Below are 18,728 nucleotides of genomic sequence, written 5' to 3'. Positions count from 1 at the left end.
TTACTTGATGATTTTAATAATGGACTGTTCGTTGAGGTAGGCGCTGTTGGAAACCACGATCTGGTCTATGCCATCCAGTTTATCCTTCAGGTACACATTGTCGTTATCGAACTTCAGGATGGTAACCGGCACTCTTTTTACACGGGTCGCGCTAACGGTAGTGAACACAAAACCTTTATTACCGTCGGCTTCCACCAGTGAGCCGTAAGGGATCACCATCACACTTTCATCCTGATGGGTGGCTATTTCTGCTTTGCCAAACATGCCAACTGCAGGTTTTATGCCATTTAAATTCAGCTTCAGCTCTACCTGGAATGAGCCAAGCTCACGATCCGCGGCCTGCGATTTGCGAAATACCACAGCATCAAACTGTTGCCCAACGTATCCATCGAGCGTCACTTTGGCTGTCTGTCCCGGCTTAATGATGGCCCACTCGCGGTCCGTAACCCCAACCTTTAGTGAATAACTGTTGTGTTGCTCGGTAGAGTTGATGAGCAGCACCGGCATCCCTTCGGCAATCACTTCGCCTTCATTCGCGATCTTCTTGCTCACAAAGCCATCGGACGCAGCATATATTTTGGAATAGCGATCATTAAAGGCCACCGCTTCCCGGGCTTTTTGCGCAACGTCAAGTGCAGTTTTGGTGTTTTGTAATTGCTCCAGGGTATATACACTGTCTTTGTAAAGATTAACGGCACGGCTATAATCGCGCTGTGCCTTCTCCACACCAAGGCTTGACTGTGCCAGCCCTGCTGAAATCTCGGTTGAATTGAGCGTAGCCAGCAACTGGCCTTTTTTGAAGAACTGGCCTTCCTGCACGAAGATGCGGTTGATCACACCGCCTATCTTGAAGGCATATTTGGCTTCGTCTTCAGTGCTCACCAGCCCGGTTGCACTGATGTGGTCGGGGACTCCTAATACGGAAACCGAAGCTGTTTTAACCGGGATAATGTCCGGCTCACCCAATGCATTTCCTTCCTGGTGTTTTGGTTTGCAGGAAGTTAGCAGGAATATGGTTGCTATTACGATGCTGAGTAATTGTATGTTTTTCATTGTTGTACGTTTTTTTAAGGTATTGGGGAACCCTTCGTGATTTTTCATGATGTTTTAGTTTATTGAATAGTGAAACTGGCGTTAGCCCGTTCGATGGCCGTATAGGCTATCCAGGTGTCGTAAAGGGCGATGTTCGCATTAAGTTGTGCATCTATCCACTGGTTTTGGGCATCCAGCAGTTCGATATAGATAGCCATTCCCTGCTTGTATAGCTTCACCATATCATTATAGTAGGTTTGGCTGGTCTTCAACTGGGATTGCGCGGCCTCATATTGCGCGATAGCGCTTTGCATGGCGGCCTGGCGAACTTTGAGCTCGGTAAGCAGTTGCTGCTGTACATAATCGGTTTGTGATGCTAAAGCCTCGCGGTCTGCAATCGTTTGTTTTACCCGGTAACTATTTTTCCCGGAGGAAAACAGGTTCCATTCCAGGGAAACGCCTAACAAGTAATAGCGACTTTGGCTATTGAACTTCCAGTCGAACGCCTGCGATCCCAGGTCGATAAAGGTGCCCAGCTTGGGGATGATATAAGATTTGGCCAGCCCGTTCAGGTTGCCGTTAATGTCTTTAGCGATCCTGAGCTTGGATAATTCTTCCCTGCCGCTAACGCTATTCCCCAACAATTGTTCCCTTGCGGGCAGCGTGGTAATATCATCCAAAAGGATGCTATCCGTTAGCGGGCGATTGATCAGGAAGTTAAAATAGTAGCGGGCCGATTCCGCGGTTTTCTTCGCCCCGGTGAGGGCTGCATTGATCCTGGACACTTCGTTCTGGCTTCTCAGCACAACAGTCCGGTTTACCTTGCTGTTGTCATACAGCTTGGTATTGATCCTTTGCCCCTCTTCCACTAGCCGGAGCGAGGATTCATAGATCCCGGTAGCATAAACGGCTTTCGAGTAATTATAATAAGCCGTTTTGATCTCTTTAACCAGTTCGCGTTTATAAAGCAATACTTCTGTTTTCTGCAGGTCTACCTGTTGTGCTTTGATCCGCTTATTATAAATCAGCTCTGCGTTTAGAATAGGGAGGCTGGTGCGAAACTTTGCATCATAAAAATTATCCGGGTTGAGGAGAATGTGTTGGTTTTGCAGTTGCGGAAAGGCGTTGCTGCCGGTCAGTTTGTTCAGCGTGGAATAAACTCCGTTAAACAAGTCGCCGGTCGGAAAGTCTATCGTACGCCCGCCATCGGCTTTTGTGTAGGTGGTTGAAAAGGTTACGTCCGGGCCGAACATGCTTTTGGCTTCTTTAAGCGCATAGACATTTTTCTCGAGCACAAAGTTTTGTTGTTTGATGCTCTGGTTGGATGCAAGTCCGTCCCGAATATAGTCATCCAGCTTGCTTTGGGCTTTTACTGATGGGGAGGCCAACAAAGCCGCTGCCAACAGGAAAAAACCATATTTTTTTTTACTTCTAATTTTCATTATTAATCATCGTTTTAAATTTAAACATTGTTCAATCCATGGTCAAAAAAAAGGGTTATCCTTTTTCAAGCAGTGCAACGAAACACTCGTAACCGCTCTCCATTAATTCTTCATTCGTTTTGCCTACAAAACTTGCTGTGCGGTCTTTGCAAAAAAGAGCGCAAATACCATGCATGGCAGAAAGGATCATAAAGGTGAGATCTTCTGTATCCAGATCCTTGAATCTTCCCTTTTGCTGGCAGTCTTTGATCACAGCCGCCAGACGGTCAATCGCCTCCTGCGCTATCTGAAAGGCACTCTCATCTTCCGACATTTTTGCCGGTTCGTCCACCAGGAACATCAGGTTATAATAATCCTTGTTTTCCTGTGCAAATTGGATGACGATGCGGCCCATCGCTTTCAGGCGCTCAAAAGGGTCACCCACCTTGTCTAAAACTTTGAACTGGCTGAGCAGTAATTGAAATCCTTCCTTATGCAGTTCCTGAAAAATCTCACTCTTATCTTTAAAGTAAAAATAAAGCGAGCCGGGGCTGTAGTTGATCTCATTGGCAATATTGCGCATGCTGGTTTGTTCATAGCCTTTTTCAAGGAATATCTTACGCGCACCATTTAAGATGCGTTTATGCATTTCCTGCTTCTCTTCTAGTTTTCGTTCTGCTATGCTCATTTTTATTAATAATAAGATACAAATATAATAGTGTCGGCCGGGTGGCGAAATCGCACCAGGGTCCAACGTTTAGTTTTTCATCCCGGGACTGATCTGTCCCATGATATTTACAGATGCTTTCCGGTTCAATAACTTGAATCCAAACAACATGAACCTGTTTTTCCAACCCTGTACAACTCTTGGCTTCCGCCTCTTTTCCAAAGCTTTAACCAGTTCTTCGGCGACATCCTCAACAGAAGACATCACAAATTTGGGAAAATCGCTGACATGTCCACCGGCGTTTGAATGAAAGTCGGAGTTTGCGGCACCTGGGTTAAAACCCATTACGAAAATCCCTTTTTTCTTAAACTCGTACCACAAGGACTCCGAAAAATTGGCCACAAAACTTTTGGTAGCTGCATAAACCGAGCCGCCCGGCAGGGAAGAATGTGCAAGCATGGAACCAACATTTACCAAAGCATCCCCTGGTCTGGCATTTTGTAAAAACGCATAAGACAGGGCTACTATGGCATTCATATTAAGCTGCATAATTGCCAGCTGCTCATCCAATGGAATCTCAATAAATTTCCCGTAAATACCGGCACCCGCATTGTTGATCAGCACATCGTATTTCTCAGTTGCCAAATGGCTTACCAGTTTTTGCAGGTCTTCACTATTAGTCAGGTCGGCAACCAAAACGGAGTGACCTGCGCCAGCTAAACTTTTTACTGCCTTATTTAATTTTTCATCGCTCCGGGCAACCAGTGTTACCTGATAGTTTTGGGAAGCCAGTCGCCTGGCTGTTTCCAGCCCTATGCCGCCGCTTGCACCTGTGATCAATGCTTTTTTCATGATTGTCTGATTAATATTCTGAACGCATCAAAATTATTGAACAGTGTTTATAATTGCCAGGTTAATTTTTTAATCTGACATCAGCATGATAATAGAGAGGCCTGGCATTTAGCTTCAAGGCGGGAACGGGCGTTCTTTCACGACGAGACAAGTATTTGAGCATTCATGGAAATGTACTATTGCTTTTGCAACATAATACTTCATGCTACCTGATAAGGACACAAACCGGCTACTAAAGACAAAATAATAACCTAGGCTTCTTTGCATAAAATGAAAGGTCAAGCATTCAATAATACTTTCCACGCATTTCGAAACCGAAATTAGTGAGCATCGATTCAATATAAAGGATATCTGCTACAGGCACTTTTTCATAACGTTGGTTATGCTTGATATAGATCAAATCAGATTGATGATCAATAGCTTTTCAACACCGCTCACCTTAGCCAGCGCTTTTTCTGCAGCTTTCACAAAACGATCAAAGGGAACAGGCTTCATTAAATAATCGGTTACCTCGAGTTCAAAGCCTTCAAGTTTTGCCACGGAATAGGGTGTAACATATCTCCGAAACACCCACTATTATTCTTTTCTAAAAATCAAATAATTAACAATCAATATGTTATAAGTAATTCTATTTAAGCCACTAAGAATGAACCGGTGTTCGACAATCGAACTTTTTATATCGCAAATTTGCAAAGCAAAAATTATTAAAACCGAATTTATTTGTCAATTATAGCCTTGAAACGATTTACAATGCTTTAATAACCAATTCAACTATTTGATTTTCAATTCGCTAATTAATAGCAGCAATGGTATAAGGGGTTCGATTGACATCCCCTCGCCTCCACTATCGAACACCATAATTTACTGATAATCAACCACTTAAATCAGTAAATTTTGGTGTTTTTACAACTGCGGAAAAATAGCAAACTTCTGAATATCAACAGATTACATATCTTATCCCTCCAACTATCCCTATTCTTGCAAAAACAAACACAAACCACTGACAATCAATGCAATACACCATACAACACTAATGGTGTTCGACAGGCTAATTCGGCACAAACAAACCCACAACAAACTAACTATCAATTAATTAAACGATATTTTAAGACCATTTCCACATCACACCAAATATAAAACCGCCCAATTTAGACTGGTTTATTCCTTCTCTTCCCCATACAATTCTCTCAAGGTTGCATTGACAATAATTTGAGCAATCAGCTCTAATAATTCAGCTTCTTTTATTCTATCCTGCTCAGTTATAGCTTTAGCAATTCTGTTATCTACAGCCTCGGGCGGTAACTTTCTACGCTTGGCCTTCCTCTTTTTCACGTCAATCAATTCACTATCAATATATTACATACCACCCCCCCTCTAATATCGGAAAGGTTATTGTAGTACACATTGTGAATCTCACCTTTCAATAACCCATCTAAAAGATGAAAAGCATCATTATAAAACCATCATTGTACAAGATCCTACGCCTCCGTTAAAGAGCAGATGCCGGGATTATAAATCAGGATTGATTAACTGAATGATCTAAATCATTGTAATGACTAAAAAAAGCGCTGTCGCAAATACAGGTCAAATTCTTGAGCGATCTTTCGATATATTGCATAAAGAAGGCTGGGAGGGATTTAGCATGCGTAAACTGGCGGGAACCATGAACTGCTCTGCCGCCATTATTTATATCTATTTTCCAAGTAAGGAAAAGTTGCTGGCCTCAGTCGTTAGAATCGGAGTTTTTAAGCTTGTTGCCTGCCTGAAAGCGGTGAAAGGACGACATGCACACGCGAACGGGATAATTGAAACGATGTGGCTGGCTTATTATGATTTTGCTGTGAGCTACCAGACTTTTTATCAGCTGATGTTGGCATAAATATACCTTTTAAGCTTCCCCTGGAAGAACTTGAGGTGCTGGTAAGTCTCTTGATGGAGGCAAACAACATTGCGAACGGTAACCCAGATCAATTGACATCACGAATAAAGTTTTATACCTGTTGGTCTCTGGTACATGGATATCTATCACTTGCGTTCATCAACAAACAGGTGTTATCGGCCTCTAATAGACAGCAAATTCTAAATAGTATTCGCCTTATTTATTTTCCTTTGGACGTAACAACCTGATAATTTTGCAGGATCGAAGACACACCACGGCTTTATCCTGAGTAACGTTTATCGTTCAGAGAATCAGATCGCTATATCGAGAAGATCAAAGTTTAAGCATTTTTTAATTGAACCAGAAAGTAAAGAAGCAGTGATCAAAAAGCCACTAACGATAACTTGGAAAACCATATTTGGAAGATGGATTGATAACGTCTACAACGAATATCAAGTGTCACGCTCGTTTGTGTAATTTTTCAGGTAATATTGGAAAAATTGCCATTATAAGGAATCTTAGATTGCCGAGTATCATTTTGAAATAAACAACTGAACAATCGCACGAATAGGCTATTGTTCAGTTGTTTATTCCGCAATTCGTCACCGTATTGATGGCTGCTTATAAATACCAAAAGTATGAATTGCTAAGCAAGCTTTACCGGAGATAATTTTCAATCTGACTTTTGAAGCTGTTACCGGCTTAAATTTAACAAGCCATTTATAACCTATGGTTTGTTTTCCGGTTGCTTCCGGAATAGGCGTCCAGTTCTTTCCATCAGATGAGTAATCTACAGACCAACCTGTTGTACGGTGTCCCAATTCGATAACCTCCTGTAACATTAGTACGTCAAAAGTCTTTTTTTTGCCAAGGCTAAAAGTTATGGTATCTGAAGTAGCATTATCACTTGTAGCATAATAAGTGCTTTCATTATTATCAACCATATTAACCGGTTTATATTTGCCTCCGCGCGGATGAAGCGATTTGATAGTTGCACCTGCCGCCAAATTGTTTTTAAATGTACCGTCAATTAAACGGCGTAAGCTATCGGCCCTTAATGAATCAATGGCAGGAATCAATCCCCTCTTATCAGGCGGAAAATTTAATAACAGCACGCTATTGTGACCAACGGAATTAAAATAAAGGTCCCATAAAGCGGCAACGCTTTTAACATGTGCATCTTCTTCTTCATGATAAAACCAGCTTGGGCGAATGGAAACATCTACCTCGGCCGGTACATAGGCCGTGCCATCGAGTTCTCCATGGTTTAATTGCGTAATATGCGCTGCTTCTTCCAGAATAGAAACCGGGTTGATGGTTGACCAACATGGGTCTCCTGATAATCCCGATTCATTGCCCATCCAGCGGCAGTCGGCATAGCGATATGAATTTTTGGTTCCAAAAACAACACAGTTGGGTTGTAGTTTTCGCACCGTATCGGCCCAACGATCATAAAAAGCTGACTTAATTTGATCGGCACCTGCCCCATCCCACCATATTTCCCAAATGGGGCCATAGTTTCGTAGTAATTCCGATAGTTGATTTGCATAATAGTCGCTGTAATCAGGTGTCCCATATCTTGAATCGTGCCTGTCATGCGGCCCCAAATAGATTGCTGCTTTTATTCCGGCTGCTTTACATGCATCGGTAAATTCCCTTACAACATCGCCCTTACCATCTTTCCAGGGGCTGTTTTTTACCGAATAATTAGTATGGGCCGTTGGCCAGTTACAAAAACCATCGGCATGCTTGGCAACAAAAATAGCTGTTTTAATTCCGGCGCCCTTAAGTACACCTGTCCACTGGTTACAGTTTAATGCTGTAGGGTTAAATAATTGAGGGCTTGCGCTGCCGTCGCCTTCGTTAACGTTCGCAAACGTATTCATCCCGAAATGAAAGAAAGCAATTATTTCGCGGTGATACCATTCAATTTGTCTTGAATTGGGCACAGGGCCAACCGGAATCGGCGCAGTTTGCGCATGAGCTACAGCAGGCATTAAAATGCAGGCTATTGCAATCAATCCAATTTGCTTTTTTATTTGAGTAATTACTTGTTTTAAATTCATATGATTGGTAGTTAAGAAATTGAAATAATGTATTGTTATAATTTTATCATGCCTCTGGCATATTCATCAGCATTTCCTTCAATTGGTGTATAAGGTCTGATACTAAAAGAAATGCCTGCAGGTACGGTCGGAATATAATATTCAGGTAGCGGTATGGGACCACAACTGGCATTGCCTATACCCAATTGCTTATAATCCAGGCTTAGCACAGTTTCTCTGCGTGGTTTTAATTTATATAAATGATCTGCCGTTTGCAGGTCCTGGTCGGTATAGTGAAGTACAGTGAAATTTAGTTTCCCATCAGCAACTATCATTATACCTGCATTTTCCTCATCTGTAACTTTTAGCCAGTGCACATCTTCACGGTTCCCCATTCCCTGAGGCCGTTCATAGGGTTCAAGCATTTCGGCTACTGTTTTTTGATACTGTCCCAAACCTGCCGATTCTTTGCGGTCCGAATAGTTTTCATGCGGACCGCGGCCATACCATTCCACATGTTCCAAACCTTGATTTAAGAACAACCTCAAGCCAAGCCGGGGTATATCCAGATCATTTTTTCCAGGATTAAACTTTGCATCTACATTGATAAATCCATTACCAAAAACAGTATAAGTTATGGTTGTGGACACCTTAAACCCCGACCGCGTTATGGCATCTGTAACCGTAGTTATTTGCACATGCTTATTATCAATTTTGTTAACCGCAAAACTTTTAAGGGAGTATTGCAAGCTGTCATAACCTGCTTTCATCCATTCAATATAAGGGCCTCGTTCCCGTGTACGGTCGTTATCCATCCGTGCGCGGTAAAGGTTAAACATAGGGCCGTTTTGCGCATTGCTAATAATAGTTTTATCTGTATAAACCAGGGATGATATAGTACCTGCTTGTTTATCAAATTCCAAGGCAAATGCCTTACCTTTAATACTAAGGCTGTGACCGCTCTCCGTTATTGCTAAGTCCGGCAACGAAGGTGTACTGATTACAGTACCTTCTTCCGTTTTTTCATAAGGCACAGCCATTTGCTGCCATGCCACAACATGCCCTTTTTTAGCCCATAAATTATCCTCATGAAGCTTAAAAGATACAGTTAGCCAATATTGCGCACCTGCAAGCAACGTTGGCTTTTGGTAAGGGATATCAATGACTGCTGTTTGCCCTCCGGGGAGATTCAAAGCGGGTAATATACCCGATTGGATCACTTTGCCATCTGCGGCTAAAGTCCAGGTAAGGTCAAATCGGTTTAAGTTAATAAAAGCATTTTTATTTATAATGCTCACACTGCCCTTTAACAGATCCCCGGCCTTGATACTTATATATTGATAGATCTTTTTTACTTCTTCTATTTCGGGCTTTATTTGCCTGTCGGATGTAACCAGGCCTTTGATGCTAAAAGTGCTGTCATTGGGTTTATCACCAAAATCGCCGCCATAGGCAAAAAAGGTTTTTCCAGAAGTATCGCCCGGGATGGTTTTATTCACGCCCTGGTCAACCCATTCCCAGATACAGCCGCCTATTAAGCGCTTGTGCGATTCTATGGTTTCCCAGTACTCTTTAAGGTCGCCTATAGCGTTACCCATGGCATGGGCATATTCGCACATAAAAAATGGTTTGGGTGATTCTTTTTCCCCTTCCTTAGTTAAATCACCGATGGAAGGATACATACTTGACTCGATATCGGCCACATCGTTTTGTCCCTCATAATGAATAGGACGCGATTGGTCAAGTGCCAGTATGGCTGCCCGACCGTCCACAAAATTCTCTCCTCTCCACGATTCATTCCCCATTGACCAGATGATTACCGAGGGATGATTTTTGTCCCGTTCTACCAGTCGCGTTTCACGATCAACATAGGCTGGTTTCCAGCTGGGATTTTTAGTAAGCTCATCTCCCATACCATGTGTTTCGAGATTGGCTTCGTCAATAACGTACAAACCATATTCATCACAGAGTTTATACCAGGCCGGATCGTTCGGATAGTGACAAGTGCGTACCGTATTGATGTTATACTGCTTCATCAATTCAATATCGCGGATCATAGTAGCCATGGGTATTGTTTTACCGTATTTGGGATGTACTTCGTGGCGGTTTACACCTTTAAGTAATATCGGGTTACCATTCACAAACAGACGGCTGTCCTTTATTTCCACTTTACGAAAACCAAATTCGGATGCCATGACCTCAAGTATTTCCCCCTTTTTATTTTTAAGTGTAAATACTACTTTATACAGGTTCGGTTCTTCTGCCGACCAAAGCAGGGGCTTATCTACCAATCCCTGCAATTGATACCTTTTTTCGCCCCCGGTAGTAAGGGCGGTAATATCCTGCTTAATAAAAGTTGAGGAATTTAATAATGTGCCGTCAGGCTGATAGATAGCAACCTCCAGGTTGCCTGCTGCCGTTTTTGTTCCATAATTATGTAAAGCCGCTTTTACTGAAAATTTTGCGGAAGTAAAATCTGCTGACAGGTCCGACTGTATAAAGTAATCGCGCAGGTGCAGTTTCGCTGCAGCATAAACGAATACACTCCTGAAGATCCCACTGAAACGGAACATGTCCTGATCTTCGAGGTAGCTTCCATCGCTGTATTTATACACCTCAACAGCCACCAGATTTTTGCCCGGCTTTACGTACTTGGTAATGTTAAATTCGGCAGGGCTCATACTGTTTTCGCTGTAGCCCACTTTTTGTCCGTTTACCCAAATATAAAAGGCGCTTTGTACTCCGTTAAAATGTATAAAGACCTCCCTTCCATCCCAATTGGCTGGCATATCAAAATTGCGCCGGTATGATCCTATAGGATTAGGCTCCTTGCTTACCGTCCAATCAGCCGGCGCGGGGTTCATTACTTTTGGCGGATTTGTTTTAAACGGGTAGGTAATATTGGTATAAATAGGAGTTCCGTACCCCTGCATTTCCATATTACCAGGTACTGTGATGGATTTCCAGGTAGCATCATCAAAGCCTGATTGATAAAAATTGACCGGCCTTTCTGATGGCTGCTTAACCCAGTTAAATTTCCACTGCCCGTCAAGACTAAAATACCAGGGGGATGTATTGGCAACGTCCCTCAAGGCCTGTCCGGTACTGGCATACGGAACGTAAGTTACATGTGTAGCCTCTTTATTAATACCAAAAACCTGCTCATTCTCCCAATCGGGCGTCTGACCGTAGGTTATTTTAAAACTGGCTAAAACGACACATAACGTCAGTAACTTTTTAAAGTTCATTTTGAATAATGATATAATAATTGAATGGGCACCCTGCTTATATGTATCAGGGCACCGATGTAGCAAATAATAAAGGCCCTTGGTCCTAAATATTGATTTTGACGCTGCCGAGGGCATAGCAACACACCGAGGTTAATGAAACACCCTGCTTAGAATTTCAATTAGCTTGTTTCATACCCACAACCTTACCCGTTTTGGGTATAGGTTGTGGGTAAACAGGCTTTATTTTGCCGGTAACCGGAATGCCGGCATTACCATCCCGGATTTTGTTTCAAATTAGGATTCAAGGTTAACTCCTGTATTGGTAATGGGTTCAGATATAATTTATCGTTCCATGTACGGGTAACACTTGGGTAAACTTTGATGTAATAATTTCCATCAACAACAATGTTGCTAACCTGGTCTGCCGGGTACTGCGTCCTGAGGGCAGGTGTGAGTTTCATACCCAGCACCGTTTCTGGATTATTGATCACTGTACCTGCGTGCCAGCGGTGAAGGTCATCAAAACGGAAGCCTTCCGCCCCCAGTTCAATCCTTCTTTCCCGTCTGATCTCGTCTATCAGCACCGGCAGGGCCGGAAAATCTGATTTAGGATCTTTAACCAGACTGGTAATGATCATGTGCGGCATCCCTACTCTGTCGCGCAACTTGTTGATCGTATTATCCAATACGGTTTGTGTACACAGGCCTAATTCAGCCTTGGCTTCAGCTTCTATCAACAGGGTTTCGGCGTACCTGAAAATAAATACATCAAATGTTGATTGCCCTGCATTCCATGCAGCCAAACTTGACGAACGGCCTTTTATAGGCTGATACCCCGTTGAGGTAACTGAAGTGCCTATTCGGGGCAGGGTAATAAGATCTCCGTTTAAGAAATCAAAGCCCCTGGTGGCAATCTGTTGTTTATACCGGGGATCCCGGTTTGTTGCTTCATTATCAGGCGTATCATCACCTTTATAAAGCGAACTAAGCGAAGTGGGTTTACCATCGGTACATAAAAATGAGCGAACAAAATCCTTGGTATAACCGTCGCCAGCCTCACCTAACTGTCTGTCGAAATTATTGGTCAATACCGTTGTGATGTAACGCATTGGCATAATTGCTTCCGGATTGCCCTGCAATTCGTCCTGTATAAAAAGGTTATAATAATCACTTTGAGGATTTCCCGCACTGTAAATATTAAACTTCTTCGAATTCATGAGTTGCTCTGCAGCATCGGTTGCCTGCTGCAGGTAAACCGTTTCGTCGCCTACGCCGAAATACTTACGGTATGTTCCTTCCCATAAACACACTCTCGCCTTTAACGCCAGCGCCATATATTTATTTAAGCGACCATCCGATGCTTCTTCAGGAAGATGAGCAACTGCAAAATTCAGGTCTTTTAAAACAGAATCCATTACCTGTTTGTGAGGCATACGAGTTCCATATAAAACACTTTTGGAGGTGTCAACGATATATTTATTGATATAAGGCACATCGCCAAATGTTTTTACTTTACCCCAAAAATCATTCGCCCTGAAAAACAGTGTTTCACCTACGTAAATATTCTTGACATCATCACCAATGGCCGCTTTTGAATAATTAGCCAGGAAAAAATTACAGGTACGGATAAAACTAAAATCCCAGCCTCCGCCGGTTGTAGGTACCGTTGATGTCCCGGCAAGAAACGTGTTGATTGAAGCGTTTGCTTTATCATCAGAATTATCGTCGGCATTCACAAAGTTTTGAACAGGCAATGTAGCATAATACTGATTGCAATAAATCTGTAAATCTGTTTCATTTTTGAAGAAGTTTTCCGGGCTGATGTCGCTTAACGGATAACGGTTCAGGAAACTATCCTTTTTGCATGATGCCAATGCAATCACCGCAAAAAATACCATGAATATAATATGCTTATTTTTCATCTTATTTAATGATTGAGGGTTTATAAAGTGGCCTGCAAGCCAAACGATACCGATTTATTAATAGGATAGGTGCCAAAATTGCCGCCATTGCTCACAATCTCGGGGTCATATCCTTTAAACATAGATGTTATGGTAAACAGGTTAGCCCCGGTAACATATACACGCACCTTATGTAAGCTTATTTTGCTGATAAGCGGCAACGGAAGAGAATAACCCAGTGTTAGCTGCTTTATACGGCAATATGCAGCATTTTGCAGGTACATGGTTTGTGTTTGCTGGTTTCCCGAACCATTAAACCTCGGGCGCGCGAAATAAGCATTGGGGTTTTGAGGTGTCCAGTAATCAGTAGCATATGCATATGGAATGTTCCATTCGTTGCCTTTAAATCCATAAAAAACATAGTCATTAGGAACAAAATCTGCTTTTAAAACACCTTGGAAAAAAGCGGCAAAATCAAAGTTTTTGAAAGCAAGGTTTAAATTAAGCCCAAACCTGTAACGTGGCGTGGTATTGCCTATGATTTTTTGATCGCCCGGATTAGTTACGGTATTATTGCCATAACTAATTTTCCCGTCATGATTTAGGTCTGCATATTTTATATCGCCGGCAAGCCAGGTATAGCCCGCAAGTGCACTATTATCAACCTTTGCCGCATCAGCATCGGTTTTATAAAAACCATCACTTACAAAGCCCCATATGTTTCCAAGTTTTTGGCCGGGGTAATAGTCTCCTATGCTTAATGTTGGGTTAAGGTCATACCTGGTTATGGTGCTCCTGGAATCGGAAAGGCCCAGGGTCGCGCTGTAAAACAACTGATTATTGAACACCCTGTCTTTCCAGCTTATACTCAATTCCCATCCTTTTGTCCTTAGGTCGGCGGCGTTTCTTAATGGCGCTCCCGTACCTAAAACCCCTGGTAATTGCTGCCCGGCAACCAGCATATTTTTGGTGTCGGTAATAAAGTAATCAAAGCTTCCGCTCAGTCTGCTGTTTAACAAAGCGTAATCTAACCCAATGTTTTTTGTTTGCACTTTTTCCCAGGTAAGATTAGTGCTTATCAATCCTGGTGCGTTTACAGTTACACCAGGTTGGTTATTGAATAAGTAACCTACTGTACCGGTATTTTGCGTAGCTATGTAAGGATACTGTGCTGACGAAGATACCCCGCTTGATCCCTGTTGGTTGGGCAGCTGACCATAAGAGGCCCTTAATTTTAATTCATTGATAGTAGTTTTAAGCCCATCCATAAAACCCTCTTCGGCTACGTTCCAGCCTGCTGAAACCGATGGAGAGAAAGCATAACGATGGTCCGCCGGAAAACGGGATGTACCGTCATATCTGCCGTTTACCTCCAGCAGGTATTTTTTATCATAGATATAGTTTAACCTAAAAAACGAACCTATCAAAGCTGATTGTGTTTCCGCGCCGCCTACAGTTGGTTTAGGGTCGTTATTTGTGCCTATGGCCGGTAGTGTTGGATCTATCAGGTTCCTGGCCGTCGCGTTACTTAACACATAGTGAAAATACTCCTGATTATATCCGGCAAGTGCTTTGAAGTAATTTTTTGTGCCGAAAGTATTTTCATAAGTAGCGTAAGCGTTAAAGGCATTGTAATTATCGTTATGCCTGTATTCTGATACCCTTGAAGGATTGGTATGTGGGAAGATATTTAAAAATGCACCGTTAACACCATATTCGTTAAAAGGTATTACCTGTTCCCTATCAAAAGCCGTATAGCTATTCCAGGTATAATCTGATGTTACAGTGAGGTGCTTTACCGGTGTTAGTATAATTCGACCGGTAGTCCAAAAATCATTTTCGGAGTTAATATCCCTGCCATTTTGTTTTATTACTGCTACGGGATTGGTGTAATTTCCCTGACCCGAATAATTTCCGTCGGGATTGTAAACAGGCATCAAAGGCCTTAAGTCATTGGGAATCCAGGCACCGCCCTGGTTGCTTTGATTGGTATACGCGCTTTGGTTATTATCCGTATGCGTCATTGACATATTAAAGTTAAACGTTAACCATTTTGCAACCTCAGATACGATTTTTAAGCTTGGGGTATAACGTTTATATACCTGGTTGGCCACTTTTTCCAGGCCATCCTGGGTAAAGTAACCCATATTAGCCGAATATGTGGTTTTTCCTTCGCCGCCTGATACTGATAAATAATGCTGCTGCTGAGGTGCCCAGCCCGGATACAAAACCTTGATCCAATTGGTGTTGCCCACGTAACGGTAGCGCTGAGGATTGCCCGGGTCAACATATGCCGAAGGATTATGTGCCGGATCATTAAAATACGCCATGATCATGGTAGAGTCCTGCGCTGTAAAAGGATCATTTGATGTATAACCGCCACTTTGCGCACCCGACCGCTGGGCGGCGTTAAACATATTCAGATAATCTTTCGAATTAATGTAATCGGGAATTTTTGTTGGCCTTGATGTTGTGTACGAGCCGGAATAAGAGATTTGCATAGCCCCCTTTTTGGCATTTTTTGTAGTTATCAAAACCACACCAAAAGCGGCCCTGCCTCCATAAATTGCTGCCGAAGCCGCATCCTTCAATACAGTTACACTTGCTACGTCATTGGGGTCAATCAGGTTTGGATCGCGCTGTACTCCATCAACTAATATTAACGGATTAGGGCTCCCGCTAATTGATGTATATCCCCGTACGTTGTAACTGGCACCAGTGCCTGGCTGCCCGTTGTTCAGATTGACGTTTAAATTGGGGATCAATCCGTTTAGACCATCACCAAGATTTGTAATCGGCCTGCTTTCCAGCTTATCGGCACCAACACTGGCTACAGCTCCGGTTAAATTCACCTTTTTTTGAGTACCATAACCTACTACAACTACTTCTGACAAATCCTTTGATAAGGGCTCCAACGAAATATCTATCACCGACTCATTGTTGATAATTCGTTTTACCGTTTTATACCCAACAAAAGAAAACACCAGGGTTTGCTTACTATCGGCCTTAATAGTGTATTTACCGTTGCTATCTGTTGATACGGCGTTAGAAGATCCCTCTGCAACTACAGTAACACCCGGCAAAGGTTCGCCTTTTTCATCTTTAACAGTACCTGTAACGGTTATCGGAATGAAGGATAAGATATTATCCGAAACAGCGCTCTCTTTTTCTTTGATTACTATGGTGTTATTACTTATCGTATATGACAGTGGCTGATCATGAAACACCTTATCAAGGATATCAACAATGGCGGCGTTACTAACATGTATATCAACCGATTTGGCACCTTTCATCATACTTTCGGTATAAATGAAATTGTAGCCGCTTTGCTTCCTGATTTCTTTAAACAGCTTTTTTAATGACACATTAGTTTCAGAAAGATTTATCCTTTGCGCATAGGACGAAGCGCTGACTTGCATTATAGCAACTAAAAGAACAAGTGTAGTTATTTTCACAACCAATAATAACTTTTTGGGTATGCACAGTTGAGGCATACCTATGTTAAAAGCAGATATTTTCATACTTTTGAATAGTTTGGGTTAAAACAAGATTTATTGACCAATAATTTTTTCTATGCGCCAGACAGGCGGACAGATTAATGGGTTAACTCAAATTTTTGACGTGAAAGTGGTGGTACACTTTCACGTTTTTTTTGGAACCCATTTTTGCGGCTACGTTCGTAATCTTCTCTTCATATTTCTTCTCGGTTTTTAGGTAATTATTCTGGTTATTAATAGCTTATTTAAGTTTATTCTGATACGGTTATTTTTTTATCTTCTATTTTGAACCTAACTTTCCGGGTTAGTTGAAGCGTATTTAATACTTGAGAAACATTACTGAACCTGGATACAGATCCGGTAAATTTATCAGTGGGCAGATTTCCTTTATATATTACATCCACATCATACCATCTCGAAACCATGCGCATGATTTGCTGTATATCATTACTTTCAAATATAAAAATCCCGTTTTTCCAGGCTGTTGCTTCCTCCACATCAACATCATTTACATTAAAAGAAAGAGGATTGAGCGCAGCCTGCTGACCCGGTTTTAAAATTCTGACCTGGTTTTTAACCACGGATGTTACTTTTACTTTCCCTTCAAGCAGGGTCGTTCTAACATCAGGTTCATCATCATAAGTATTGATATTAAAGTGCGTACCCAGCACCTCAACTACCTGCGATTTGCTGTAAACCTTAAAAGGTTTGGCGGCGTTATGTGCCACCTCAAAATAAGCCTCACCAATAAGCTCAACCTTACGTTCATTACCGCTAAAAGTTGTTGGATAGGTTAACGAAGAAGCGGCATTTAATAAGACTTTACTGCCATCGGGCAAAACAACCCAATATTGCCCGCCACGTGGAGTAATCATTGTGTTATAAGCAAGTTTTGCGGTGCCCTCAGAGGCAGTTTGCTTTGATGAATTGTAAACAATCCTTCCGTCTGCTGTTTTATTAACTGCTACACCTCCCTGTACAGCGAGGGTACCGTTCCGGGCACCGGTTAGCGTAATTTGCTTTCCGTTAGCAAGCATAAGAATGGCTTTGTTGCCACCCGGTAAAATATCATTTTTGATATAAGACTGTTGAGCCAGTTGCTTAACAGGTTGATGCAGCCTTATAAAAAACCAGGTACCAAACGAAACAAAAATAACAGCGGCTGCCGCAGCTGCAGTTGAGTACCATTTTTTAAAACGTATGATTTTGGGTGCTTCAGGAATTTCTTTAGTAATCCTGTCCCAGATCAGTTTCTCATCCTTTAACGGGTTGGCTGGTTCATCTGCTACCTGTTGTTTAGCTGCTTCGCTTAAATACCAATGATCAAGAAGTTGCTGTTCTTCTGGTGTGCACTTGCCGAGTTGATGCTTGTTTAATAATTCCTGTGCTTGTTCCCTGGTCATGGTTTATTTGGGCTGTTATTAATGAAACGGCCAGCATAGGATGAAGTAGTAGAAAGAATGAAAAAAAATTAAGTTTTTTTTTACAAGCCAGATAAGATCAAAACAATTGATGAAAGATGGTGGAGTTTGGGCCGGATTATCTTAATCGCATTACTGATCTGTTTTTTGACAGTTTTGTCTGATAGGTTTAGCTCATTAGCTATTTCTTTGTAAGTGCAGTGCCGATGAATACGCATTTCAAATATCTGCCTCATTTTAGGGGGCAATAAGGCTATTTCTCTATTAAGTGCCTCCATTATTTCCTTTTCCTCAATGCGTTCCAACGTTTGATTCTTGTTGGTATTGACAAACTCGGCCAGCGAATCGATATAATCAGACTTCACCCGTTTTCGGGCTATTAGATCAAGTACTTTATTTTTTGTTGAAATAAAAAGAAAACCAGCCAGATTAGCATCCGGAGTTATCGATTGTCGCTTAATCCATAATGAAGTGAACACTTCCTGAATAATATCCCTCGCGTCATCTTCATCCCTCACCATCTTTAACGCATGCATGTACATCACGGTCCAATAACGTTTATAAATTGCGGCAAAAGCGCCCCGGTCATCGTTTTTAAGCAACGTGATCAACTCCTGGTCAATAAGGATCTGATTAGGGGACATAACTGGTTTAAATAACGAATGTACTGTAATTTCAGTAAAAATTTCAAAATATATTAACTCGCTTTCACTTGATCACCAATAAAGATAAGCTATTCACAATTTCCGTATCAGAAATACTCGTCAATTATTGAGCTCTTCA

13 protein-coding genes are annotated in these 18,728 nt (G+C 42.0%); 1 reads left to right on the top strand and 12 read right to left on the bottom strand.

The window, feature by feature from the left end:
- From ACEN82_RS10840 to ACEN82_RS10815, 6 genes are all read right to left on the bottom strand, one after another.
- The gene (locus ACEN82_RS10840) at positions 1–1,101 is read right to left on the bottom strand and encodes an efflux RND transporter periplasmic adaptor subunit (RefSeq protein ID WP_413319916.1); all 1,101 of its coding nucleotides are present in this window, start codon (positions 1,099–1,101) and stop codon (positions 1–3) included.
- An 11-nt stretch (positions 1,102–1,112) separates the two neighbouring features.
- Entirely contained in the window at positions 1,113–2,474 is a 1,362-nt protein-coding gene (locus tag ACEN82_RS10835) for a TolC family protein (protein ID WP_413319914.1), read from the bottom strand.
- A 55-nt stretch (positions 2,475–2,529) separates the two neighbouring features.
- A complete protein-coding gene (locus ACEN82_RS10830; protein ID WP_413319912.1) occupies positions 2,530–3,141 on the bottom strand; it encodes a TetR/AcrR family transcriptional regulator in 612 nt (203 codons plus the stop codon).
- A gap of 69 nt (positions 3,142–3,210) precedes the next feature.
- Complete coding sequence (locus ACEN82_RS10825; protein WP_413319910.1) at positions 3,211–3,972, bottom strand: SDR family NAD(P)-dependent oxidoreductase; 762 nt, start codon at positions 3,970–3,972, stop codon at positions 3,211–3,213.
- Between the two features lie 396 nt (positions 3,973–4,368).
- Positions 4,369–4,512 (bottom strand): hypothetical protein, encoded by a 144-nt coding sequence (locus ACEN82_RS10820; RefSeq protein WP_413319908.1) that lies wholly within the window; start codon positions 4,510–4,512, stop codon positions 4,369–4,371.
- Positions 4,513–5,130: 618 nt separating this feature from the next.
- Positions 5,131–5,304 carry a hypothetical protein gene (locus ACEN82_RS10815; RefSeq protein ID WP_413319906.1) on the bottom strand — a complete coding sequence of 58 codons (174 nt, stop codon included), beginning with the start codon at positions 5,302–5,304 and terminating at the stop codon, positions 5,131–5,133.
- 220 nt (positions 5,305–5,524) lie between these two features.
- On the opposite strand from ACEN82_RS10815, the gene ACEN82_RS10810 reads away from it, so the two are divergent.
- Entirely contained in the window at positions 5,525–5,851 is a 327-nt protein-coding gene (locus ACEN82_RS10810) for a TetR/AcrR family transcriptional regulator (RefSeq protein ID WP_413319904.1), read from the top strand.
- Between the two features lie 602 nt (positions 5,852–6,453).
- On the opposite strand, the gene ACEN82_RS10805 is transcribed toward ACEN82_RS10810, so the two are convergent.
- The 6 genes from ACEN82_RS10805 to ACEN82_RS10780 all read right to left on the bottom strand — a co-directional run bounded on the left by ACEN82_RS10805 (position 6,454) and on the right by ACEN82_RS10780 (position 18,589).
- Positions 6,454–7,917, bottom strand: a complete 1,464-nt coding sequence (locus ACEN82_RS10805) for an alpha-L-fucosidase (RefSeq protein WP_413319902.1) — start codon at positions 7,915–7,917, stop codon at positions 6,454–6,456.
- A 35-nt stretch (positions 7,918–7,952) separates the two neighbouring features.
- On the bottom strand, positions 7,953–11,144 hold the full coding sequence (lacZ, locus tag ACEN82_RS10800; protein ID WP_413319900.1) for a beta-galactosidase, LacZ type: 3,192 nt from the start codon (positions 11,142–11,144) through the stop codon (positions 7,953–7,955).
- A 251-nt stretch (positions 11,145–11,395) separates the two neighbouring features.
- Positions 11,396–13,048 carry a RagB/SusD family nutrient uptake outer membrane protein gene (locus tag ACEN82_RS10795; protein ID WP_413319898.1) on the bottom strand — a complete coding sequence of 551 codons (1,653 nt, stop codon included), beginning with the start codon at positions 13,046–13,048 and terminating at the stop codon, positions 11,396–11,398.
- Between the two features lie 20 nt (positions 13,049–13,068).
- Positions 13,069–16,548: a TonB-dependent receptor gene (locus ACEN82_RS10790; protein WP_413319896.1), complete on the bottom strand. Its 3,480-nt coding sequence runs from the start codon at positions 16,546–16,548 to the stop codon at positions 13,069–13,071.
- 227 nt (positions 16,549–16,775) lie between these two features.
- On the bottom strand, positions 16,776–17,927 hold the full coding sequence (locus ACEN82_RS10785) for a FecR family protein (RefSeq protein ID WP_413319894.1): 1,152 nt from the start codon (positions 17,925–17,927) through the stop codon (positions 16,776–16,778).
- Between the two features lie 80 nt (positions 17,928–18,007).
- Entirely contained in the window at positions 18,008–18,589 is a 582-nt protein-coding gene (locus ACEN82_RS10780; protein ID WP_413319892.1) for an RNA polymerase sigma factor, read from the bottom strand.
- Between the last annotated feature and the right edge of the window lie 139 nt (positions 18,590–18,728).

This window comes from Mucilaginibacter sp. Mucisp73, assembly GCF_059491465.1.
This window is presented reverse-complemented; position numbering and strand designations above follow the sequence as displayed.